This window comes from Shinella sp. BE166 (assembly GCF_051201095.1).
In the GTDB taxonomy this organism is placed as follows: Bacteria; Pseudomonadota; Alphaproteobacteria; order Rhizobiales; family Rhizobiaceae; genus Shinella; species Shinella lacus.
On sequence record NZ_JBPEHL010000019.1, the window covers coordinates 87,216 to 110,504 of the forward strand.

Annotated in this window: 21 protein-coding genes and 3 pseudogenes; 7 read left to right on the forward strand and 17 right to left on the reverse strand. The window is 58.6% G+C overall.

The window, feature by feature from the left end; genetic code table 11:
- The first annotated feature begins 13 nt into the window (after positions 1 to 13).
- Entirely contained in the window at positions 14 to 1,450 is a 1,437-nt protein-coding gene (locus J2Y63_RS30380; RefSeq protein ID WP_036588670.1) for an aldehyde dehydrogenase family protein, read from the forward strand.
- Between the two features lie 211 nt (positions 1,451 to 1,661).
- Here J2Y63_RS30380 and J2Y63_RS30385 read toward each other — a convergent pair.
- The 6 genes and pseudogenes from J2Y63_RS30385 to J2Y63_RS30410 all read right to left on the reverse strand — a co-directional run.
- Positions 1,662 to 1,973 (reverse strand): annotated as a pseudogene (locus J2Y63_RS30385) (transposase); the annotation flags it as partial.
- A gap of 226 nt (positions 1,974 to 2,199) precedes the next feature.
- Positions 2,200 to 2,448: pseudogene (locus tag J2Y63_RS30390) on the reverse strand (WGR domain-containing protein); the annotation flags it as partial.
- 382 nt (positions 2,449 to 2,830) lie between these two features.
- On the reverse strand, positions 2,831 to 3,316 hold the full coding sequence (locus J2Y63_RS30395; protein ID WP_036588671.1) for a helix-turn-helix transcriptional regulator: 486 nt from the start codon (positions 3,314 to 3,316) through the stop codon (positions 2,831 to 2,833).
- 238 nt (positions 3,317 to 3,554) lie between these two features.
- A pseudogene (locus J2Y63_RS30400) lies at positions 3,555 to 3,945 on the reverse strand (hypothetical protein).
- Positions 3,946 to 3,948: 3 nt separating this feature from the next.
- Complete coding sequence (locus tag J2Y63_RS30405) at positions 3,949 to 4,386, reverse strand: hypothetical protein (RefSeq protein ID WP_142586843.1); 438 nt, start codon at positions 4,384 to 4,386, stop codon at positions 3,949 to 3,951.
- Complete coding sequence (locus J2Y63_RS30410; RefSeq protein WP_077548608.1) at positions 4,379 to 5,092, reverse strand: ParA family protein; 714 nt, start codon at positions 5,090 to 5,092, stop codon at positions 4,379 to 4,381. Before J2Y63_RS30410 ends, J2Y63_RS30405 begins: the two co-directional genes overlap by 8 nt.
- A 689-nt stretch (positions 5,093 to 5,781) precedes the next feature.
- On the opposite strand from J2Y63_RS30410, the gene J2Y63_RS30415 reads away from it, so the two are divergent.
- The 6 genes from J2Y63_RS30415 (at position 5,782) to J2Y63_RS30440 (ending at position 11,628) form a co-directional block, all read left to right on the forward strand.
- Positions 5,782 to 6,183 (forward strand): DUF6290 family protein, encoded by a 402-nt coding sequence (locus J2Y63_RS30415; protein ID WP_077548358.1) that lies wholly within the window; start codon positions 5,782 to 5,784, stop codon positions 6,181 to 6,183.
- Between the two features lie 3 nt (positions 6,184 to 6,186).
- Entirely contained in the window at positions 6,187 to 9,096 is a 2,910-nt protein-coding gene (locus J2Y63_RS30420) for a conjugal transfer protein TraA (protein WP_435269072.1), read from the forward strand.
- 6 nt (positions 9,097 to 9,102) lie between these two features.
- Complete coding sequence (locus J2Y63_RS30425; protein ID WP_077548360.1) at positions 9,103 to 9,312, forward strand: hypothetical protein; 210 nt, start codon at positions 9,103 to 9,105, stop codon at positions 9,310 to 9,312.
- Between the two features lie 290 nt (positions 9,313 to 9,602).
- Complete coding sequence (locus J2Y63_RS30430) at positions 9,603 to 10,400, forward strand: class I SAM-dependent methyltransferase (protein WP_435269073.1); 798 nt, start codon at positions 9,603 to 9,605, stop codon at positions 10,398 to 10,400.
- Positions 10,401 to 10,434: 34 nt separating this feature from the next.
- Positions 10,435 to 10,974, forward strand: coding sequence for a GNAT family N-acetyltransferase (locus J2Y63_RS30435; RefSeq protein ID WP_435269074.1), 540 nt, complete (start codon positions 10,435 to 10,437; stop codon positions 10,972 to 10,974).
- 126 nt (positions 10,975 to 11,100) lie between these two features.
- Complete coding sequence (locus J2Y63_RS30440) at positions 11,101 to 11,628, forward strand: AAA family ATPase (protein WP_234834100.1); 528 nt, start codon at positions 11,101 to 11,103, stop codon at positions 11,626 to 11,628.
- 82 nt (positions 11,629 to 11,710) lie between these two features.
- Here J2Y63_RS30440 and J2Y63_RS30445 read toward each other — a convergent pair whose 3' ends face one another.
- From J2Y63_RS30445 to J2Y63_RS30495, 11 genes are all read right to left on the reverse strand, one after another.
- Positions 11,711 to 13,810, reverse strand: coding sequence for a type IV secretory system conjugative DNA transfer family protein (locus J2Y63_RS30445; protein WP_435269075.1), 2,100 nt, complete (start codon positions 13,808 to 13,810; stop codon positions 11,711 to 11,713).
- On the reverse strand, positions 13,807 to 14,835 hold the full coding sequence (gene virB11 / locus J2Y63_RS30450; protein WP_435269076.1) for a P-type DNA transfer ATPase VirB11: 1,029 nt from the start codon (positions 14,833 to 14,835) through the stop codon (positions 13,807 to 13,809). Before virB11 ends, J2Y63_RS30445 begins: the two co-directional genes overlap by 4 nt.
- Positions 14,816 to 16,027: a type IV secretion system protein VirB10 gene (virB10, locus tag J2Y63_RS30455; RefSeq protein ID WP_435269077.1), complete on the reverse strand. Its 1,212-nt coding sequence runs from the start codon at positions 16,025 to 16,027 to the stop codon at positions 14,816 to 14,818. The genes virB11 and virB10 overlap by 20 nt, the downstream gene beginning before the upstream one ends.
- A complete protein-coding gene (gene virB9 / locus J2Y63_RS30460) occupies positions 16,027 to 16,836 on the reverse strand; it encodes a P-type conjugative transfer protein VirB9 (protein ID WP_435269078.1) in 810 nt (269 codons plus the stop codon). The genes virB10 and virB9 overlap by 1 nt, the downstream gene beginning before the upstream one ends.
- Complete coding sequence (locus J2Y63_RS30465; protein ID WP_435269079.1) at positions 16,833 to 17,528, reverse strand: virB8 family protein; 696 nt, start codon at positions 17,526 to 17,528, stop codon at positions 16,833 to 16,835. Before J2Y63_RS30465 ends, virB9 begins: the two co-directional genes overlap by 4 nt.
- Positions 17,529 to 17,553: 25 nt before the next feature.
- A complete protein-coding gene (locus J2Y63_RS30470) occupies positions 17,554 to 18,582 on the reverse strand; it encodes a type IV secretion system protein (protein ID WP_435269080.1) in 1,029 nt (342 codons plus the stop codon).
- A gap of 15 nt (positions 18,583 to 18,597) precedes the next feature.
- Positions 18,598 to 18,825 carry a hypothetical protein gene (locus J2Y63_RS30475; RefSeq protein ID WP_011971091.1) on the reverse strand — a complete coding sequence of 76 codons (228 nt, stop codon included), beginning with the start codon at positions 18,823 to 18,825 and terminating at the stop codon, positions 18,598 to 18,600.
- Complete coding sequence (locus J2Y63_RS30480; RefSeq protein ID WP_435269081.1) at positions 18,815 to 19,516, reverse strand: type IV secretion system protein; 702 nt, start codon at positions 19,514 to 19,516, stop codon at positions 18,815 to 18,817. The genes J2Y63_RS30475 and J2Y63_RS30480 overlap by 11 nt, the downstream gene beginning before the upstream one ends.
- Before the next feature lie 11 nt (positions 19,517 to 19,527).
- A complete protein-coding gene (locus J2Y63_RS30485; RefSeq protein ID WP_435269082.1) occupies positions 19,528 to 20,616 on the reverse strand; it encodes a lytic transglycosylase domain-containing protein in 1,089 nt (362 codons plus the stop codon).
- Entirely contained in the window at positions 20,613 to 23,072 is a 2,460-nt protein-coding gene (locus J2Y63_RS30490) for a VirB4 family type IV secretion/conjugal transfer ATPase (RefSeq protein ID WP_435269083.1), read from the reverse strand. The genes J2Y63_RS30485 and J2Y63_RS30490 overlap by 4 nt, the downstream gene beginning before the upstream one ends.
- A gap of 2 nt (positions 23,073 to 23,074) precedes the next feature.
- On the reverse strand, positions 23,075 to 23,289 hold a 215-nt coding region (locus tag J2Y63_RS30495; RefSeq protein ID WP_435269084.1), incomplete at its 5' end, for a VirB3 family type IV secretion system protein.

The following is a 23,289-nucleotide window of genomic DNA, read 5'->3' on the forward strand; positions in this document are numbered from 1 at the left end:
AACCCGCCCCGCCATGACCACCTTGCATGCTAACCTGATTGATGGAGCTTGGGTCGAAGGCGAAGCCGCGCCCAACATTAACCCCTCCAACACCAACGACATCGTCGGCACCTATGCGCGCGCTACGCGAGCAGACGCCCAAGCTGCGATCGCCGCCGCCAAGCGTACATTCCCGAAATGGTCGCGCACGAGCCCCTTGGAGCGCCACGCCGTTTTGCGCAAGGCGGCCGACGAAATTCTCGCCCGCAAGGACGAACTCGGTCGACTTTTGTCGCGCGAGGAAGGCAAATCACTGGCCGAGGGGGTCGGCGAAACGATTCGTGCGGCCCAAGTCTTCGATTTCTTCGCGGGCGAAACGCTCCGGCTGGCCGGCGAAACGTTGCCCTCTGTGCGTCCGGGCGTCGGAGTGGACGTGACGCGTGAGCCGGTCGGCGTAATCGCCATCATCACGCCGTGGAACTTCCCAATCGCCATTCCGGCGTGGAAAATCGCGCCGGCGCTTTGCTACGGCAACACCGCAGTATTCAAGCCGGCTGATCTCACTCCCGGCTGCGCTTGGGAGATCGTTGATATTCTGCACCGCGCAGGCCTGCCAAAGGGTGTACTCAATCTCGTAATGGGCCGTGGTTCAGTCGTCGGCCAGACAATGCTCGATAGCCCCGACATAGATGCTATAAGCTTCACCGGCTCGCTGGAGATCGGTCGGCGCGTGGCGGCTTCCTGCGTCGAATATGGCAGGAAGTTCCAACTCGAGATGGGCGGCAAGAATCCGCTGGTCGTGCTCGATGATGCGGACCTCGATGTGGCGGTCGACTGCGCCGTCAACGGTGCATTCTTCTTGACTGGCCAGCGCTGCACGGCTTCCTCACGGCTGATCGTCACTGAAAACATTCACGATCGCTTCGTCTCGGCAGTCACCGAAAAGCTTAAGAGCCTCGTCATCGACGACGCGCTCAAGGCGGGGACGCAGATCGGTCCGGTAGTGGACGAGAATCAACTCAGCCAGGACGAGAAGTATATCGCCATTGGCCGTGAGGAGGGCGCTAAGCTGGTGTGTGGTGGCGAAAGGCTGAACCGTGAGACGCCCGGCTTCTACTTGCAGCCCGCCCTGTTCACTGAGGCGACCAACAATATGCGCATCAGCCGCGAAGAGATTTTCGGTCCCGTCGCGGCGGTAATTCGCGTCAAGGATTATGAAGAGGCGCTGGAGACCGCAAACGACACGCCATTCGGCCTATCCTCAGGGATCTGCACCGCCAGCCTGAAACACGCGACGCACTATAAGCGCAATGCCGAGGCCGGCATGATATTTGTCAATCTGCCCACTGGCGGCGTCGACTTTCATGTACCGTTCGGCGGTCGCAAGGGATCGAGCTTCGGGCCCCGCGAGCAGGGCCGTTACGCCGCGGAGTTCTACACGACAGTGAAAACGGCCTACACGCTGGCCTGAAACAGCCTGATGCCGGTCCGCCTACCAGCCCCGGGGGTCCAATGGCGCGCCGGCTTCGTCCATGCCGGCGACCGCGGCAAGAACGATCCCTCCGGGGCTGTGAGCGTGTGAGCTCGCTCTATGTAGTGGCACCATGCCTCGTTCGACCCGTGCGAGTGACTAGTAATACGTGCTCACACTGGTGTCGCTTGGCAGTTAAAAGGGGTCTTCCTCACTTCGTGTGGTGGCGATTTTGGTCGAGTGGCAGCATGCGTGCCCTGAGCAGCTCCGGGCCAGCTCTGCCATACATCGCACGCTTGATTGTGTTCAGGCGGTTGATTTGGCCCCCCGCCTGGCCGTTGCTCCACGACAGTTCGATGGGGTTGTAGACAGCGTCAAGATCGCGCTGCAGGACGCGTGCGAACCGCTCAATAGCGACCAAACCCGAGTTAACGGCATCGCCAATCCAGCTGTCGCGCTTGCCCGGATCGCGGCTGCGAAAGATTCCGCGGAAGCGCAGAGCAAGGCTGCGCATGGAAGCGAACTTATTTTTTGACGCCGAATAGCGAGATCGCAACACTGGCGTCGGGGCAAAGAAACCCGCTGACGTTACCTGCAGTGTCGTCGTGGTGTTACACTACTGAGGGGTGCGGCTATCTTTGAGCCAATCGGACGCGTCTGGCGTCAGCCCACCGCTCCACCGAACATGGCGACCCGCCGCATAGAGTCCGAACGAACTCAATATCAGGCAGGCACGCCTTCAGAGGCCAGGAGAGCGGTTGGGGCATGTAGCCGCGGACTCGCTTTTTGGCGAGCCAAGAAAAGGAAGTGTTGATCGCTTGGAGGTCATCCGTAAACAAATCGATACGCTCCTGGCCGCGAGTACCGACGCGACCCCAGCGACGAACCAGCGCGGAGCCGCCGAACAGATCCGGTTCGATCGACATGGCGTAAAAACGTGCCATGTTTTTAGTGGTGTCGATTCGCTGAACATACAGGCGGAACCGGTGCTGGGTCATGCCCCCAAGATTCGTCGCGCGAGGTTCAGCTGTCCAACAGCATGTACGAATCTTTGATCGCCAACCATGAATTTGATGCGACGCTCGAGGCCGGCTGCACTCCGCTGCACGAATCCCTTCTTGCGCAGCGCGTTGCGGCGTGCGTGATGCCGCTTCGTCGCGTTGGGCGAACTTATTGGGCCTGCAAAGACGACCCGAGTAGAAGAGTTCCGGCTCACTCCCGTTTTCCACTCCGCCCAAAGGGGCGGAGCGAAGCAGGCGGAGGCCTGAACGCGCCTTCACATTGCGCCGAAGAGAAGGTCGGAGCCTGTGGTAAACGGGAGTGGGGCGGCTGCCGCTTTCATCGCTACCCGCCCTGACTTGCAAAGGAGGACTGCGCCGCCTAGCGGCCTTCGCTCGTGCTGGTGGCGACAGCGTCGGCCGCTGGTTCGCCTGGGGTCATGCGTCTCAGAAGCCGGATCAGATCGCGCATGGTGTCTTGAGGCAATTGTTCGATGAGCTTCATCAATGTCAGGCGGTCTTCTGCTTCTTCTTCCGTCGTGCCCCACAAGTGCGGCGCTATGTCGAAAATCACATCGAGAGGCATAAAGCCCATGATCTCACAGAGATGTATCAGGCGCGGGATCGACAACCGAGCTTCTGAGCCTCGCTCGTACCTTCCGTAGACCGATACGGAGAGTCCTAGCAAATGCGCTAAATCGGCGCGGGAGATGCCCTTGGCTTCGCGCGTTTTCTTAAGCCAAGCCGAGATCTTTTCGTCCATCTCCTTTGCGGTAAGGGTGCCGTCGAAACCCGGCTGGCGGAAGACCGGTCTGTCAAATTCCGGATCGGTTATTTCGACCAAACCCCGTGCGCTCATCAAACTCATTGCATCAGTCAAAGACCTTACCCCGTTTTTGATTCCGCCCCTCAGCGATTACTATGCACCGAAATGAAGCACTTTGGAGCACGCCCCTCCGAAGATTCACAGCACATTCCATACTTTTTTAGGGGAAATTTCGCTCGCGGGCTCCTTTTGAGGCGGTGAAACAAAATGCTTCAGGACGCGCCCCAGCATTCGGGAAACAAGTTCGGCTCTGAAGACGGCGAAACAGCCGAGAACAGCCTTAGCGATTCTTTGCCGCTATTATCTTCCAATCGCCGCCTTCCTCTTGAAAAACGCTTCAATTTGCGTTTCGCCGTCGATCCACTTGAGCTGCGCGGAAAGCTCGCAAGCGATCTCCTGATCTGCAATTTGCATGCAACGCTTGACGCTGACGGTGGATCCGTTGCCATGCCTATTTAGGTCCCATTTGGACATTGCGAATAGGTGGGCCTTGGCTTGATCGTCTGTCGGCCACGTACCCTTTCGGGTACGGCTGTCGCTTCATTCATTTGAGGCAAAATGCTCCCGGCAATGTTCCCCATCCCGACCGTCGGACGGCTGAGATAAGGAGCAACATACACGCCAAGGACGCAACCAACGTCCACGCCAAGAAAAAAGCCGCGACCTAACATCGATCAGTAGCCGTTATCTTTGAGGAACTGATCGATCGCGGCCTTCATGATGACTGTCATTTTGACGTCGTTCTCGAGGGCGGCCTTTTGCAGCCGCGTCTTCGTGTCGTAATCCAGCGGGCAGTTGACGTAGTGCTTGGACTCTCGATCGCGTGCCCTTTTCAGGTCGCGCAACCGAATTCTCGAATCTTCGCGCTGCAATGCTCTCGTGGTGGCGCGTTCGCGCCGCGCTACTTCTGTCGGGGCGATCAGACGGTTGACGGGTTTCTCAGCCTGAGGCCTGGGAGGTGCAGGCCCGTGAGGCTGATTTGCATTCCTCTGTCCCGTCGGCAGCTCAGCCGGTTTGGTCCCTGTGTCTGCCTGCGTCGCGGATTGCTCCACTGAACGGCTGCGACGGGGCGCGACTGCAAAGTCGGAAACTGTCGTTTGACCCTTAGCCATTCGCTGTCACCTCTTTCTTGCCTGCCAAAAGCGCATCGATCTCCCGAACCAGGCTCATCACTTCCGCCCTCGCTTTTTTCACCGGCTCTGTCAGATCGAGCATTTGCACGGTGCCATAGCCGTTTCGAATTTCGCGGTAGCAATTTCGCTCCATAAGCTCCGTTTGGAGCAGGTAGGAGTCGTAGCCCCCTTCCTGCAGGTTCTGAACGAACGGCCTGATCAGGCGATAAGCCTCCAGCAGTTTCGCCGGCATGGTGATCCTGGTGACGAGGTTGGCGTGAGGAATTTCCCGCCCTACCTTGTCGGAAATATCGGCCGTGTCGGCCGCCGCCTGTCCTGCCGCCTTGATCTCGTCCTGGTTCGGCTGAATCGGCGTCAGCACAATATCGGAACCGGCGATGATGGTGTCCCTTAGAACGGTATCCTGTCCGGGCGAGTCCATCAACACGACATCGAAGTTATTCGCCTCGCTCTCCAGCAGATGCTGAACGGTCGTCTGGCGGGCGGCGGTCATGAGCTCAATGTTGTCAGGCAGGTTGTCCTTTGCTTCACAGCGCTTCCACCATTCCTGCAGATTTTGGCGTCCGTCAGCGTCGATAAGAAGGACACGCTTTCCTTGAAGCGCGTATTCCCCGGCTATCAAGATTACTGCTGTTGTCTTCCCAGCTCCACCTTTGCCGGTCACGGCAGAAATAAACTGTGGCAAGCGTCGCATCTCCCTCTGCTGGCTCAAGTCATTCCGCAGTTCGCCGTGTACTTGCACGAACTCTCCACGTCGCGCTCGCACACGATACGAACGATTGCTCAAGGACGAGAAATCATCACACTACCAGACCGTGCGGTCAATCGAGCCAAACTAAACCAAGCCTATATGATGTGAACAATTTTTCCCATGAGGTGAAACCATTTCGCTATCGCAGTACAAACACATGATGTGCAAAGTTCGTGCTTTTAACTCGTGTGAAATATCAACACGACGTTGGCATGTGACTGCCGGCTGCCTCATTCGGCGGCGTGCGGTGCAGCATCAACATCCACCGCCGCATTAGTGAACCCCGGAGCCGCGTAAGGCCGGTTTTGACGCTCGCACGGAAGCGTCAAGGGCGAAGAGCGGAGCGTCCCTTGCGGCTGAGTACGAGAGGCAGACAAAGGCCTTCAAAAAGCGGATCTCGGAGGTGAACCCTGGTGAGCGTTCCCTCGTTCTGTGACCGGGGTGAAGGCCCGGTCCGCAAAGCAGAGGCCGAGCGGAGCGAGGGGCAGCTCGAAGTTGTTTCGTTGAACTCCTTACTATTTGGAGAGGCAGGATACGGAAAAATGTGCTACGCCCTTTTCCTACAATCGAGGGACGAACCCTCGATCATCTGACGCAAGCGCCAGTAGGGGGCCAACGCCCATATGGATGACGTGAAATTCAATGCTCCTCTGGAGCTGGCGAAGAAGGATCGCACTGTTCATGTTCGCGTGTCGGGTGACGAACATGCGGCGATCGAGAAGGCCGCCGAGCATGCCGGCATGACGGTGTCCAGCTTTTTCCGGTCGCTGCTACTGGAGGGGGCGGGGGTTCGGCCGATGTTGACCGGCGAAGACCGCCTAATCATGGCGGCTCTGCTCGAAGACATGAGGATGATCGGGATCAATCTGAACCAGGTTGCGAGGGCGCTCAACAGCGGACGGGGTGTCCACCCAAGCGAGTTGGACATCAACCTTGAGAACGTGCAGCGGGTTCAAGCGGCCGTGATGAGCGAGTTACGTGCTCTGACGCGGCGAGCTGGTTATCAGCGTCGAGGGGAGAAGTAACCTTTGGAAATCTTCTTCGGCGCATTCACCAGCGAATGGGAGCAGCGGCGCGCAGCGCTGCTGCACGAAATGTCGTCTGGCGGGCGGGGCGCTTCGGCTGAAGAAGAGATGCGAAAGCGCCTGAAGCAGTTGGCTCAACTCGGCGCTGCAGGTGGCGGCGGAGGATCAAGCGGGGCTTCCGGTGCTCGTGGATCCGCATCGAAGGGCAGGGGGGCTCATCGAGCGCAGGTAACGTCGGCGACAACGGTTGCCCGACCCATGGAGGCGCGGCTAGCGGCCGTCGCAAAGGGAAGCCAGCCAGCAGTCGTCAAAATGGCGTCTTATGGCGGCGGTGCTCGGGTCGGGGCGATGCTGAATTATGTGTCGCGTGGCGGCGAGCTGAAGGTGGAGAATGAAAGCGGCAGGATCCTCGAGGGGCGAGAGGAATTGGCGCGCATCCGTGGCGATTGGGACCATCTTTTCCAGAACCGCGCGGAAAGCCGCGACATTGGGAGTTTTTCCGTCGAAATCGCGGCGTCCGGCTTTGCATCGGACGAGGCATTGCACGAGCAGGTAAGGAGCACCCTGACGAGCGGCTTTGGCGACCGGCGCTATGCCTATGCGATCGCGAAAAATGAGGGCGGCTCCGTGACCGTTCAGGGGCTTGTCGTATTGCGAAGCGGGCAGGGGGAGCGGCTGACGGGCGACGCGAAGGCGGCCGGCATCATCCAAGGCCGATATGATATCAGCTCTGCCGCGGGCGAGGCTGCGGCGAAGTTCTCCTTTCATAGCTACGGAAATGGCGTCGAGTTCGGCGCCAGCCGCTTGCGCGGCCTCGTCGATCGGCATGACGTCGTTCGCGACGATCGCGGCCGGCCGATAGGGAATGAGAAGGTCGCAGGCGAGCTGGTACAGAAGGAATGGCGCAGCGAGCTCCACAGTCGCAGGAGCCGTGACGTGATGCACGTCATTATGTCGGCTCGGGCCGGAACCGATGTTGCCGCATTCGAAGGCGCGGTGCGCGACTTCCTGGCGCATCAATTTGCCGGGCATCGATATGTCTTCGCAATGCACGATCCGGCGAGCGATCCGAAAGAGGCAGGGGAGGGAGGTAAGCGTCCGCATGTGCATGCTCATGCCATCGTGGGAATGAAATCGGATTCCGGTGATCGCATCGAGACGACGCCTGCCGTATTTCGGGAATGGCGATCCGTCATGGCAGAGAAGGCGCGGGATCACGGCATTGAGATGGAAATGACCGACCGGCGCGAGTTTGCCAGCCCGCCGGCATTCACGCGCACCCAGGTACGACCGGTGAGCCGCGAAGGCCGCACAGAGCATGTCGGGACCAGCGAGGCTGCGCAGGCGAGATATGACGCCAAGCGTAGCGGCCGACGCACGGTCGCGAAAAGCGACCGGAGTCGACAGTACATCATAAAGGCGCAGGAATCGTGGCTGAAAGTCGCCCTGGCGGGTGGTGATCGTCAGGTCGTGGCCTATGCCGCACAGCATCGAGAGTACTTGGGATCAGGGTTTTCGACACCACAAACGGAAACGAGCGGAACTGTCATTCCAGCGGATTTTGGACCGAACTTCCGCATCAATTTGGCTACATTGCAGGAGATGGTTTTGGAGGGTCAGGAATTGCGCGAAATGTCACGAGCACAGTTTGAGACTTACGAGAAGAAGGTCGAGACGGCCTTGTTCAAGTTGGAGCGATCGGTCTCGGCAGACGATCGGGCAGACTTTGACGAGATAGCCGGCTTGGCCCGAGATTTCGTCAATCAGAAGCGTGAGCTGGTGGACCTTTACGAGCAGCGCAAAGAGGCATTGGCGGAGCAAGGTGGCGAATCGCTTCGCAGCGAGCCTGATCCGGCCAACGATGAGTGGGACGCTGCGGTCGCCAAGCACGGCGAGGCTGTTGTTGAGGCCGGCAACGAGGCCATGATCGAAATCGAGCACTACCGAGAGGGACTTGATCGGATCGAGGCCGGCGAGTTGTCGGCCGACCGCAAAGATGGGATGCAAGCCGGCCTTCAGCAGGCGATGGAAAGGGCCGCGCAGTTGGCTGTCGAAGGAAACAGCTACCTCAGAGACGTTGCCGAGCAGGACCAGGATTTGCAACAGGCCATCGATCGCGCGGAAAAACAAGCCGAAGTTGACCGACAGGATGACGGGCGCGCAGACGTCATAAAGGCAGTGCAGACGGTCATAGCCGATCGGATTGACCGCCTGAACGAGCGTTTGAGCGACATTGCAGAGGACAGCTATGCGACCCGAAACGAGGTATCTGCCGAACGGCAATTCCTCGCGGACATGAACGGGCAACTCGACAAGCTTGGATCGGGGGATGTTCTCGATCTCTCGCGGACGGAAACCGACTACGGCTATGATGAAGAGGAAGCCGCATCCGCTCGGGAGAGTGGCGTCGATTACGTTCCATCGATCGAGAGGGATCGGCAAGAGCACGAAAGCCACATCGACAGTATTGCTCCTCAGTTGGAGCAACTGAGAGCTCATGGCGTCACGATCGACACGGACTTTAAGATTGCGGCGCCGCCGTCGCAAAGGGATTTCGACGCCTATATGGACGAGCTGGCGAAAGAGTTTGCGGAAGCAGAGCCCGACCTCGACGAAGAAAAGGGGAAGGCGCCGGCGAACGTCGATGCGGCTGCCGAGCAGGGACGCGAAGCTCGCGATGAGCCGGATCGGCGGCCGATCGACAACGACACGCGCGAAGCTCACGAGTTGGCGTCCACCGTCGATGCTACAAATCGCCTACAAGATCGTCTAGATAGGGATAAGGAAGCCGCTCAGCGCAGCGGAGAAACGACACGGACAGACCACGCCCAACAGCATATTCCTCGTCTCGAGGAGCTGGAGCGGGAACAGATGCAACAGAGGGAACGCGACCGAGACGACCGGGACCGTTAAGAGGCAATGCTCAACGATAACCGTCAACAATACGTCATCCAGACCGACTCCACCAAAGAGGATGGCCTGGGGAAGGTGATTGCCTTCATCTTCGTCGCCAGCATGTTTCTAGCCTTCGTCCAGGAAGTCCTTGAATCGGTCATGGCCTGGTATCGTGACACGATGGTCTGGCTAAATGAGACCGCGACCTACGTCGCTGGGTTCTGGCCCTTCTAAAGCTCACTTTTCGAGATCGGCGCCATCGACCTGCCCGAGAGTTGGCACCACTATGAACAGGAGCCTTCCGGAGGCGGAAAACCAATCCTCTTCCGATTTTCTGGCTCGACCTCAGTCTTGCCCGTTCGCGGCTTGGACTTGGGATGGAAGAATTCCTTCACCGGATTCCAGCTTGACGGAAGCGATCAGTCGCGGCGCGAAGGGTCGCAGGGGGAACCCCTTTACAGGCTGTGCGGCAGGCGCCAAATTGCCGGCACAACCGCAGACTGTGTCCGGACCGAGGGCTTCGCATGATGACCGATCCAAATGCCTATTATGCCGGAGGCCTCGGCGTGGAGCTTTACGACCTCTTCACAGGCGCGGGACTGCTTGCCGGCGACATCGAGTTCTACCTGGAATGCGCTCGACGCTCTGGCGGGCCAATCCTTGAGCTCGGGATGGGAACCGGGCGCGTGTTGGTCCCGTTGGCGGAAGCAGGATACGAGGTGGTGGGGATGGACCTTTCCCGGCCCATGCTGGATCGTGCCGCCGCCAAGCTGCGTGAGCGGCCTGAGCTGAGCCAGCGCGTCCGGCTCGTCGAAGGTGATATGACGAGCTTCGATTTGGAACAACAGTTTGCGCTCGCCCTCGTGCCGGCACGAAGCTTCCAGCACGTGGTCACGCCAGAAGGGCAGCGAAGGGCGCTGGCTTGCATTCACCGGCATCTCATTCCCGGCGGCCACCTGATCCTGGACCTCTTCGATCCGAACTTCGAATTGCTGTTTGGAAGCGACAGCAAGGCTGCTCCGCCACGCGAGGCGCAGCATCCCCAATCGGGCCACCTGGTCCGCAGGACGGTCGTCGCCCGGCACACTGACCCGTTTCGGCAGACAGTCCACGAAGTACTTCGTTTTGAGGAATTCGACGCGGCGGGAAATGTCGCGGGCTCCGAAGAAACATCGTGGTCGCTGCGCTGGAGCACGCGGCAGGAGACCGCCTATTTGCTCGAACTGAGCGGTTTCGAGGTGATCGATCTCTATTCCGATTTCAGCCGATCACCTCCTGATTACGGCCGGGAACAGCTTTGGATCGCGCGCGCGAGACAATGAACACAGAGACATTTCAGCGGTTGAGAACTTGCAAATGAAACCCAAACTTCCCCAACTCCAAGGTGCTCGTCTCTCGCTTCGCAGGCCCACACTTGAAGATGTGGATGTGCGCTTTGCGCTGAGGCGGCACAAGGAAATCGTTGAGGCATATGGTGGCACTTTCGACCCTGGCGTCCCTTTTACGAGGGAGCATGCGGAAGCCGCCATTCGCTACATCGAGGAGCAGGAATATGCATGGGTGATCGATGCTGGTCACTTCATCGGTCATGTCCGTTTTCACAGCATCGACAGGCAGGACAAGCGGGCGGCACTCGCCATTGGCATCGATGACCCCGCATATCTTGGCAGAGGGTATGGCACGGAAGCGATCAGGCTCGCTCTCACGCATGCATTTTCGGCCGGTCTCCACCGCATTTCCCTGCGGGTGCTGGCAAGTAACAGCCGCGCAATCGCCTGCTATCGGAAGTGCGGGTTCGTCGCGGAAGGACGTGAGCGGGAAGCAGCCTTCGTCAACGGCGGATGGGAAGACGATATCATCATGGGGGTGCTCGACAGAGAGTTCGGTCAGTCCTGATCTGCTGCGGTCGGTGGAATCCGAAGGCCGACGGGGCTGGCCGCCTTACCAATGTCCCGGACGTGCCAATTGCAGTCATGTGGATCTCGTGATCCCTGTCACGATGCCCGAGTAGAGGAGAGAATATTGCGTCCGACGCAACCAGAACGCCTTCAGCGGGTACTAATCTTCGGAAACGCCGGGACAGGCAAAACATGGCTTGCCCGTGAGATTGGGGCCATCATTGGGCGCTCTGTCGTTCATCTCGATGACTTACGTTGGCATCCTGGCCAGTACGGTGTCGCGCGAGATAACCAGCTTGTATTTGATGAGGTTGTCGAGGCTGGAAGAGCCGAGACCTGGTTGATGGAAGGTGTCTATGGCTGGCTAGTGAGCGCTGTTCTGGCCCGGGTGACAACCCTGGTCTGGATCGATCTGCCAGAGGAAGAGTGCATAGCCAATGTGAGGGCTAGAGGCATTCAAGGCGGTGGCAGCGAGGAAAATTTCCACGAGCTGATCGAATGGGTGAGAGCTTATCGCAAGCGAGAGAACTCTTCGACCTGCTACTCAGGACATGCGAGGCTATTTGAAGCCCATGCCGGTTCGAAAGTGATCCTAAGGAACCGTGCCGAGATCAGCGCATACATAGAGAGCATACGCGCTGTGACCCCATAGGACTCAAACGAGCCGGCCGCCGTTATCGTCCCGGTCGACGATTATCAGACGGCTGCACAGGGGCGGAAGCGGTCTCCTACAGCTATTCGGCCGGCACACCAACTTCGACGGGATCAGGCACAGTCGCGCTGAAGATGTCCATGATGTTGCGGCGCTTCGTCGGAGACTTCTCGCCGAGCTTCTCAGCTTTCGTCTCGACCATTTCCTTGAGCTGCGCGGCCTTTGGTTTGAGGCCTTCCTCGATGGCCTTTATCCGGGCTTCCATTGCGTCGAGGCTTGCAGATTCTCCCGCACCACCAGTGTTTGCAGCAGTCGCTTTAGGCTTCGGGCGCAGCGCCTTTCTATTGACGGTGCGTTTGGCAGGTGCTTCAGCTTTCTCGGCTGCCGCAGGTACCGCATTGACCGGAACTGACTCCGCCGCGGCGGCCGTCAAACGCTTCTCCTCCTTCGCTGGCGCCGGCGAGGGAATTTCGACGGAAGGATCTCCCCCCTTGGCATATTCCGGGGTTGTCGCGGGAACGGGTTTCGGTGCCAGATAATCGACTTCCGGCACTTGCGGAATGTTGGCCTGAGAAAATGCCTCGGCGGATTTGAAGGGCTGTGTTTGGAAGAAGCGAAGCTTTTCACCAAAGATCGGCCGTTGTCCTTCGATGAGCAGGATCATCTTGTTTTCAGGCATTTGCCGGACCTCCTGCGGCATCATCAGATCGCGTTCGCGAATCTGCTCTACCTTCGTGCGGCGAGGCAGGCCCATCAGTTCGATCGTGCGGGATTCCGACTGGTAGCGGATCGTGCGCTTTCCGAGCGCGCGGGATGCGTACTCGGCTGTGGCCTGATCGTTGGCGCCGAGGACGAGCTGATAGCCACAATTGCCGAGCAGGGAATGCCGGGACGTTTCGCCGTAGATCTCGTCGAGGTTCTTCAGATCCTGGATGATGAAGGCGAGCTTGATATTATAGCCAGCCACATAGGGCAGCTTGGTCATGATCTCGTCCATTCGCTTCAACTGCCGGAACTCGTCGAGCAGGAAGTAGACGGGGAGCGAATTGGGATCGTGCTCAAGCGTGAGAATATCCATCACCTGCTGCACGAAAAGCGTGAGGAGAGGGCGCAGCAGGGTGATGTCGGTGATGTTCGGCGCCAGGTAGATCGAGATCGGCCGGCGCTTCATTGCGCGAAGATCCATGTCCGTGACATTGGTCGCGGCAACAATCCTCTCGTTCTTGAAAGGCCGCATAGCCTTTTGAATGTCCAAGAGAGCAGACGCGGCGGCGCGTTCCGATAGAGCGATGTAGGAATTGAAGCTCTCGACGGTGAACTTCGAAAGGTAGGGCTCTTTTTCCTTGATGTATTTCATGAGCGCCTGGAGATCGACGCCGCTGTTAAAAAAGGAATTGACCTCGGCGAGGTTGCGCCGGTCTTTGTAGAAGGGGCTTTCCGTGATGTAGCTGATCGCGCCGGCAAGGACCTGTTGCGCGGTCGCTTGCCAGACGGAATTTTCTGATTCCGTGTTCTCGGGCACAAGAATGCTGGCGATGTTTTGAATGTCGGTCGTGCGATTGCCGCGCTCCGGCCGAATAAAGTCCAGCGGATTATAGCTGTTGGTCTTTTCGGAGCCGGGCGCGAATAGGAAGACTTGGCTGCCGTTCTGCCGGCGATAACCCGCCGTCGCCTTGAACACTTCGCCCTTGAGGTCGGTGACGATCATAGAGCCTTCGTGCATCAGCGCGTTGGGGATCACATAGCCGGCGCCTTTACCGGAGCGTGTCGGGCCAATGATCAGATGATGCCGATCGTCCCTGGTGCGGAGTATATTCCGCCCGACCCGGCCGAAGATGTGTCCCTGTTTGCGGAACCACTTCCCTCGCCGTAGCGAGGCCATGTCCTGAAACGCGGCATCCCCCAATGGGCTGCTCGTCGGCTTCAGTCCGATGTAGGCGACAAGGCCCGCCGCCAGCAGCGCCGGTAGCATCGAACCGAGCGCGACCTTCTGCAGGGCAGGGCTCGTTCTGTAATGCCAGAACTGTTGAATCGGAGCGAAAGGATTGCTCGTGATCGTCGTTTCGAGGATCCGACCGTCCTTATAGAAGAGCTGAAGCCCCAGGCCGTATCCGAGCATCCAGACAACGAACGCTATCCCGACGCAAAAGAGCAGGTAGAACGCCTGGAGCTGCTTCGTCATGACTCATCCCGGGCGAAGAAGATCTCAGAGACGCCGCGCTTGCCGCCTTCACGGCGGAGCTGGATGACGATCGGGATGACCATCTGTATATAGGACATCAGATCCTGCTTCGAAAAACCTGCCGACATACCGGCTTGCTGCATCATCATGGCGAGCTGTTCATAAGCACCCATCGGCGTATCGGCGTGAACCGTCGACATGCTGCCGGGATGGCCGGTGTTGATTGCCCGGAGGAAGGAAAAAGCCTCTGCGCCTCGAATTTCACCGACGAACAGACGATCCGGCCGCATGCGTAGGGATGACTCGAGCAGGCTTTGAATGGTCACGTCCGCTGTACCCTGGTCGCCCTTCGACGCGATCAGATGAACGGCATTTGCTTGCGGTGGGAAGAGCTCTCGCGTGTCCTCGAGCGTGATGATCCGCTCATGCGGATTGACGCTCTTCAGGCAGGCATTGAGAAAGGTCGTTTTGCCGGAGGAAGTGCCGCCACTGATCAGGATAGAAACCCGCTTGGTGATGGCGGTATGGATGAAATCGTAGATCCGATTGGCGCGCAGATGCCCTATCAGCTCGCGCTCAATGTCGCTGAGGCCGCCGACGGCCACAGAGACCTTATCGAGCGAACCCGTGTCGCGATACTCCTCGAGCGTGAAGTTATTGACCACCTGCTTGCGGATCGAGATCGAGCCACCTTCGGGTGCCGCCGGCGGCAAGACGATCTGGATACGCTCGCCGGTCGGAAGTGCGGCGCTGAGGATCGGCCTCGAGCGGCTGATGAACTGGTTCGTGGCAGCCGCAACACGCTCGCCGATGTTCTGGATTTCATCACCCGTCAGGGCGTTGATTAGATGATGCTCCATGTAATCGGCGCCAATCCGCTCCACATAGACATGGCCCGGTTTGTTGACGGCGATCTCCACCACCCTCGGATCGTCAAGAAATTCCCTGATCGGTTCGAGAGCGCGGTTGAGGAAATAATGGCGATCGCGTTTGATCGTAGTGGCGTTACCTGCGGCGACGTTCACGTTGAATCTCCTTCATCGCTTCGGTGACCGGGTCGTCATACATGGCGCTGAAATCGAGGTCCTGGCGTACGTAGACAAAGATCCGCTCGCCCTGGCTGACGCTGATGGTGGGAGGAATGCGCAGGTTTTCGCTCAAGGCTTGGTTCGCCATATCCGAGAAGGTCTCGGCGATGGTTTCGCGGGCGAGCTCCTCGCCACGTTGTGCCTCGCTGTTGTTGTCGCCGAACGCCTCGTCGCTTCCGTAGCCGGTCAGGAAGCTGGCGCCGGCGCCGACGACGGAAAGCATGATTGCGGAGCCGAACCGCTCGCGCCATTTGTTGTCGACGTGGCCGGTCAAGCCCGAGCGCCCCAAGCTATCCGTGCCGATCGAGTTGAGGCGCACCGACACGCCGTCGTCGCGAATGAGCCGGGTCCAGATAACAAAAATCCGTTTTTGCCCGCGGGTGATCTCGGACTGGTATTCGCCAATGAGGCGCGTTCCGGTCGGAATGAGGACGCGCCGCCCGTCAAAGGAATAGACGTCCTGCGACGTGATCGCACGAATCTGGCCGGGGAGATCGCTGTTGATCGCGGTCTCGAGGATGCCGGGGATCAACGTTCCTTCCGGTATCATGGCATCGATGCGTTCGATTTGCCGAGCCTTTGCGCTCCGATCGGCGAGACTCGAGGCCGCAGCCAGGTACTTGCTGTTGCGGTCCTCGCCAGCGACACTCAGCCCGGAATCGTCCTCGCCTGGAAATCCGCCGTTGCCGCTGGCATTGCCTTTCTGATCAAGCGAGATCAGGCCTGACCTATAGCGTTCGGGAAACTCTTCGACAGGCGCCGCGTCGGGCGTGTATTCAACGACCTCCGGCGGGGGAGGAACCTTGAACTCGGTTGTATCAACGGGTGTTTCTTGAACCGGCTCAGGTGGCGGCGGCAGATTGATGACTGCAGGTTCTATCTCCGGCTTCGGCTCTTCTTGCTCACGCACGAATGACGGCGGCCGGAAGGTCGTCGTCTGGAACTCTTCGTCGCTATCCGCGACGTCACGCGGCTTTTCTCCTGCCGTGGCAAGCACGAAATAGGCGGCGACAGCGCCCCCCAGGAGCAGGGCTGCCATGCCGATGGTTTGATTCCGTCCAGTGTTCCTGTTGCTGACGGCCGTCTCATCGGCCGCCGTCATGGCCTCAAGTTCAGGGCTGCGCTTCATCAGTTGCCGCTCCTCCTACGTTTCGTCGCCTTGGTGTCAGGAGCCGGACCGAGAATGGCAGGATCCGGAGCGCCGAAATCGGGCTTGCGAAGGTTAAAGATGCAGGTCCACTGATTGCCCTCGCGCAGCGTGTATTGCGTCGCGACACCATCGACGACGATGTATTCGCCCTCCTTTCGGAAATTGCGCAGCGTTTCGGAAAAGTCGGCCTGGACGGCAAAAATCGCCGGCACCCGGCTGCCGAACTTGAAAAAGGTCTTTTTCCCGTCGTCGAAGATCACCAAGGGCTTCAACGCTGGGTCACCGGAAAACGAATAGTCGATGTTGACGTTGGCCTTATCGAGATTCGACATGTTCGGGTTTGCCGCCCGGTACTCAGCTTCCTTGCGGAGCGCGGCATTTAGATCCTTCTCCGGATAGACGAAACGGATCCCGAACACCTGCTTGCCATCGGACGGAGCATGGTCGTTGAGCTCGAGGAAATAGATCCTCTTGCTGGTCACGACATTCATGTTGGTGGCGACGTTCTTTGCGATCGGCTTCACGAACAGAATGTTGCCCTTCTCGGAAGGGGCAACCTGCCAACTGTCAGTGTCGCCAAGCGAGATCGTTTCGAACTTTTCGTCCTCATCAAAAACGATCATGGTGGAGATGCCGTAGGTGGCAGAGACCTTCACCACGTTATTGGACTGATAGACGACGCTGGTGACGCGCGAATCGAGGCTGCCCGGGCGAGGTGCCTGCGCAGCATGGGCGTGAGTCATCATCGCGGCCGCGCAGGCCGCGGAAAGCAGGAGGCGTTTGATCATTCCTCACCTCCGGGCGTAACCGTTTCTTGATCGCGACGGTAGTTGTAGACCTGGAAGCCCAAGGGGTTCTCAAAGCGCCATTCGTTGGTCGCCGGCGTGTCCGTATAGCGATAGCGAACGACCGAAATGTAGTGACGGACGATGGAATCCGTGTCCGATTTTTCGGTTGTTAAAAACCGGACTAAGGCCGTGCTCGCATTGGAGAAGGTGACGGACTTGATGTCGACCGTTACCTTCTTGTTCTTGCCGAGGACCTTTGCGGGATTGTTGGGATTTGCCGCACTGTAAAGCTCCTGCAGCTCGCGGGCCGCATCATCAGTAGAGAGCAGGGCGGCGATGCCGAAATTCTGCTCAATTGCGAAGGGGTCGTAGCCTTCGCGAGATCGGATATAGCGCACGACGTTCGCTTGAGTGACCGCCTGTTGGTCGGTTAGTTTGGCAGACCTGGTTAGGCCGGTCTTCACCTCCATATAGCCGGTGTTCTTGTCAACCTCAACGATGTACGGCTCAAAGCTCTTCAGCGGAACGAGCATCACCAATGCCGTCAGCGACAGCAGGGTAATCGCGCCGAAAATCATTGTGACGAACCATGCGAGCGAGCGCGATCGCTTGGCTTTTTTGACGATCTCCTGTTCCCAGCGATCACCGTCCTGAAAGTAGCTCCGAAGAGCTGCGTCATTCGTTTCTGCCATTCGTTCTAGCCCTTGATTTCGCGCCTCAGCGAGGCATGCTGTTGCTGCTAATGCGGTTCTGCATCGCCTCAGCAGCGGCGTTGCGAATGTTGGTTCTCATGCCTTCCTGCGTGCGTGCCCTGGCTTGCATTCCGGCGTTGCCAATTGACCCCGCCAGACGTTGTCCGCCTGACAGGGCGGATATTGGTGCCGATACGCCTGCCCATCGGCCAACCGCGCGCGCTGCATTGCCAATGCCGGCGGCCACGCCACCGGTAATGCCCTGCGCGAGAACCTGAATGTTGAAGAGGACAAATGCGCCTGCGGCGCACAGGAGCAGGAAAGCGGAAATGTCGCTAAGCTGAAGTTCCCGTTGGTTTGCAGCGCTCGTGACCTTTGTAAGTTCCGGGTCCATGGCTGAGATCAGGAATGCAGCCACGACGTAGACGAATAGCGGGATCAGCGCATACATCAGCACCTGCTGGAACCAGGCGACGCCCATGCCCCTCGTCGGTTCGAAGAGCATGCAGCCAATGAAGATCGGTGCGGTGCCGATCAGCACCCACATCATCACCTTGGCAAGGAGCAGGATCGCCAGAGCCACTGCAATGAAGACCGCCACTGCAAACATGATCAAAAAACCGATCATGGACGGCAGCACCGCAAAGTAACCAGACTGTTCTGCGAAGGCAGAAGCAGCCTCATTGGCCGTTTTCCAGATCATCGAAAGGCCGTTTGTCGGCTCTGTGATGTCTGTCCCGGTGGCGGTAAGGATCGCCCGGCCGACGTCCTCTGGCGTGTTATTCAGCCAGGAATAGAAAAGAGTGTTGAAGTAGTCCCACTCTCTGACAAGCGCCAGAATGATCAACATCCGGGCGACGCGACCAATGATCTCGCTGACGCTGACGCGGGCTGTTCCCATGAAAAGCTGGAGTCCGTAGTAGCCCACATATGCAATGAACATGATGGTGAGCAGCGGCACGATCTCATCGCCGACAATCCCGTAGGCCCTGGAAGAAAAATTCGCGCCGGTCTGTTCAATTCTGTCCAGCAGATCGCCTAGAAAATCGTGCATCGTTGCAAATTGTCCTTATTCAGCCGCCGTCGCCTCAATCGCAGCGAAGGCGGCCGCTGCGTCACCGTTGACGCTCATCATCGGGCCGCATTCTTGGCGAGGATCCGGCACGTAAGACGTCAGGTTGGCAGGTCTCTTGCAGGGGGCGGTCTTCTCCTTCGCCGCGGTACCGCAGCCGGCTAGGCCGGCCGCGATCAGGACGAGAAACAGAACCTTTGCGGTCGTGGTGTTTTTACTGGTCACTGTAGGTGAGCGCCTTCTTCGAGTTGGAAATGTCCGTCAGGCGTCGCTGGTTATCGGCCTGAAGCGAAGACACGGCGCCGTTCATGACGCCGATCAGCTCGTTGATGGTCAGGCCTGCCTGAACCTGAAGCTGTGTGTTCTGATCGATCGAGCCCTTGATGTCCTTGGCCTGGCCGATGTTTGCCCCCGCCTGCTCGAAAGAGGTGCGGCGCGTTTGGACTGCCTGCTGCGATCCGGTAACGAGCGCCGCGACACCGAGAACGGTGTTCACCATCTCTTCGTAAGACTTGTCGCCCGAAAATGAGCTGCCTGCCTGGCCCGACAGCTTCTTCACCAATTGCAGGCCGTTGATGAAGTTCGTTGCCACCTTGGCAACATCGCCGCCCATGCCGCCGAAGTTCGGAACGCCGCCCGACATCAGGCTGTCGAAGGACGGCATTTGGGAGACGCTGAAGCCATTGCCGACGGCAAGGTTCTGCATCTGATTGGCGTCGCTACCGCGATCGCCAGTTACTGCCTGAAGGGTCTCCTGCACCGTTTTCAGGACTTCCTTGTTGGTGCCGAGGATGTCATCGGTGGTTTTCGACGTTCTCTGCGCAATCTCAAGATTTGCAGCGTCGATGACCGGGACTTGCGCGGAAACTGCGGACGCAAGGGCCACCGAGCACGCCGTTAAAATCAAACGTTTCATGGCAGTTCTCCTCATTGAGCGGTCAACATCAGATCTACGTTGGCTTCGCGCTCCCGCTTCTGGACGCAAGCCTCCTCAGTCGGGCTCCATTCAAGCCCCTCGCGGGAATCGCAAACACCGGTCGTTTCGCGATCCGTCTCGTCGTCATCATTCTTGAAGTCGCTCGTGCGCGATGCGCCGGAAAGATTGCCGACATCTACTGCACTACGAGAATTCATAAGGTCCGCCATCGTCGTGCCGAGGCGGATGACCTGGTTCATCATTTCGAGATTGGCATTACGCGCGCCGGAATTGTGATCCCAACTGTCTTGGATCGTCCCGCTGGACATTGCGCCCAACTGCTGCAGCCAAGAGGCAACATTACCGCTGCTTTCCCCAATCGCCTGGGATGTCGCCATTGAGTTGATGGTGGAATCCCGCATGCCGGTGAAGGCTGTAGAACCGCCGCCATAGTTCGCAGGAATATTCGCGACGTCGGAGCCGCCAAAAGCAGGAAGCCACTTTTGGGTGATATTCGCCACATACCCCTGCGTTTCCTTGAAAGGTGGGATTCCGCCCCACTTCTGGACGTTACCAGGACCCGCGTTATAGGCGGCCAGAGCGAGATTGGTGTTGCCGTTGAAGCGCCGGAGCTGTTGTTTCAGATAGCGCGCGCCGCCACGAAGATTGTCTTCCATGTCATAAGGATTGACCCCCAGATCCTTTGCCGTACCCGGCATGAGCTGAGAAAGCCCAATGGCGCCGACCGGCGATTTCGCACACGGATTGAACCGGCTTTCCTGATAGACGAGCGCCATGAAGAGGCTTTCGTCGACGCCTTCTTCCTGGGCCACTCGCTTTACAAGGCCGGTGATTTCCGGGTTGGCCGTTGCAGCGGAAGCGGCGTCACCGCTGCGACCTGGACGATACATCGAGCAGGTCACGCTCTTGCTGACCGTATGACGGTCGCTATCCGTCTTTTCGATTACCGTCGTCGTCTGGTCGCGTTTGGTGTCGGTCTCGAGCACCTTGCCGTCAAGCACCGGCACCTGAGAGTGCGCCGTTCCGGAGGCACCAAGCCACAGCGCAGAAATCACCCACAAAGCAGGACTCATCCTCATTCGGCCTTCTCCCATCCGCAGAATTCAGCCAGCCAATTTTCAGGCTCGTCGCCATATTGTTCCCGAAGTGCCGCGCACTCCTCGACGGTCTCCTTGCGGCCGGAAAGCACCTTCACGAGATCGGGCATGGCGGAAAGATCCAGCCGAGCGATGACCGAGTCATTGCCGTGCTTGATCAGGAAAGTTCGTTTTTCGGGCGGAGTGTTCTTGATGAAGTTGAATTCTTTCACCGTCAGGCCAAAGCGCTTGATGTAGCTCTCTTCGTCGGCCCGCGGGTTCGGAAAGTGAATGTTCGTCGCCGACTGCTCGATCAGCGTATGCGAGGCTTTTGCCTTGGCGATATCCGCCGCGGACTGGGTGCCGAAGCCAACAATGCCGTTGAGCTTGCGGATGGTTTTCATCTTGTCGACAATGAACGCCGAAAAGGTCTCGTCCATAAGAAGCTGCCAGCCCTCGTCCATGAAGAACATGACGGGGTTTCCGTCGAGCAGCTCGTCGAGGCGATGATAGAGGTACATCAGCGCCGGCGTGCGGAGCTCCTCGTTGCCGAGGATGTTCGTCATGTCGAACCCAAACACGCTGCGACCCGAGAAAGAGAGGACGTCGTGCTGAGCGTTGAAGAGCCACGCCTTTTCACCTTCGATCCAAGGACGAAGGCGAGAGTGAAGGTCATTGGCATCCGCCCGCGACCGACCCACAAGCAGGGCGGCCAGGTTCGCTAGGTTCCGTTCCGCCGCAGGTTCCTGCATCAGGCGGACGATCGCCCGCTCAAGCGTATCCTCGTCTTCCTGAGTGAAGTCACTGCGATCACCGGAGCGCAGCATTGCCTTCAGGAGGCGAAGGAGAAATTCGCGGTTTGGGCCGGTATTTTCGAGCTGCAGCGGGTTAAAGCCGGTCGGCGTTCCCGGTGACAGCACCTCATATGAACCGCCAATCGCCCTTACGAAGATTTCCGCGCCGCGATCCTTGTCGAAGAACACGCCTTTCGGCGTCGGTGAAACGCGCATCGCCTGTGCGAGCAGGAAGGTTAAAGCGACCGTTTTACCGGAGCCGGTTGGTCCCGTGACCAGGAAGTGCCCGATGTCGCGGCGATGGAAGTTGAACCAGTACGGCGTCTGCGACGTGGTTTCGAGGATCGTGATCGGCAGTCCCCAATGAGTGCGATCGGCCTGGCCCGTCGCGAAATTGTGCATGGAGGACAGGCCGGAAAAATTCGCGCTCGACAACATCGCTTTGCGAGCAATGTAGCTGTGATTGCCGGGCAGTTGCGCCCAAAATCCCGCTTCGAGGTTCAGATCCTCGCGAAGCCAGGTGAGATTCATGTCGGTGAGGCAAGCACCGAGTTCGGAAACGGTGCGGCTAAGGCCCGGGAGATCGCGGGAGAGGCATAGGAGCGAAAGATGGTGGAAACCGAAGACGGCTTCCTGGTTCATCAGGCTATTGAGCGCATAGTCGATATCCTGTTCAACTGAGCTACCGGACTCGTCCGAGGCTCTGATCTGTCGCTGCAATCGACTAATACGTTCTTGAGCGATCGGCTTGTCGGCGATGGTGAAGGATTGCGTCAGAATGAATTCGTGGTTCACCTGTAGCAGCCCGTCCAGCATTCCCGGCCCGGTGAAGGGCGGATATTCCTTGATGGACAGCAGCGCCCCAAAGCGGGTGTCTTCATCGACAGCCGCTTGAGCTTGCATCGTCCGCTTGCTGAAATGCAGCCGCGACGTTCCAACATAATTGCGAATGCCCATGCGGGGCAGGCGCATCTTGCGCGGCCCACCGCAGCTCAGGATCGCGTTGAAGAACTCGCAGGGTTCGGAGTAGGGCTCGCCTTTCTCCTTCTCTTCACGCCCTTCAATCTTGGCCTCGTCGTCATTCCTGCGACGATGGGTAATTCCGAGCGCCCGGGCTCCATACTTGTGCAGATCGCGGATGATGTTGCCGATCAGCTCCTCGAGCTCCGTAACATCTTCGCGCGTTTGCTGGATCCGAACGTCCCTGTTTGCCTTGTCAAAGAGCCTCTTCAACGAGTCGCCAATGCCGAGGGCGCCCCGCATCCCAGACCGCACGACCGTCAAGTATATTTCGTTTGTGAACATGCGCTTATGGCGCAGTTGCCCCATGTAACGCTTGTTCAACAGGTCGCAGAATGGTTCATCGAACGCGCCACCGATCTGCGTTTCGACCTCTCTTCGGATCACGGTCGACCAAAGAGAATAGCGGCTCGACCCCAACACGCGGATCATCGTGTTTTGGACGACCGACCGCATGTTGAGCTCAGCCTGGTCCTCCGTCTGGAAGAACAGTCCATCGAGTTTGATGACGCTTAGGAGCGCGCCGTTTTCCAGCCCGATCACGTTATCGGAGACGTGCCGCAGATACGGAATATGAGTCGACATGGGCCGCTCATTGCTGGCGACCCGGCCGAATCCAAGCTCTTCTTTGACGACTTTCAGCATGGTCACGGTCCGTAAGAGTTGGTGCCCCAAAAGCGCTTGTTGGGCGTGCGGGGGGACTTGCGGGACGTCACCTGCATCACATCGAGGATCCTGTTGTCCCAGGTGCAGAGCGAGAACAGGACAACGTAAGCGACCGGGGCTATGAGCAATGCCAGGAGGTCGTTCGTTGCGAGCCAGCCGATAATGGTGACGCCGACGATCAGCACCACCGCCATGT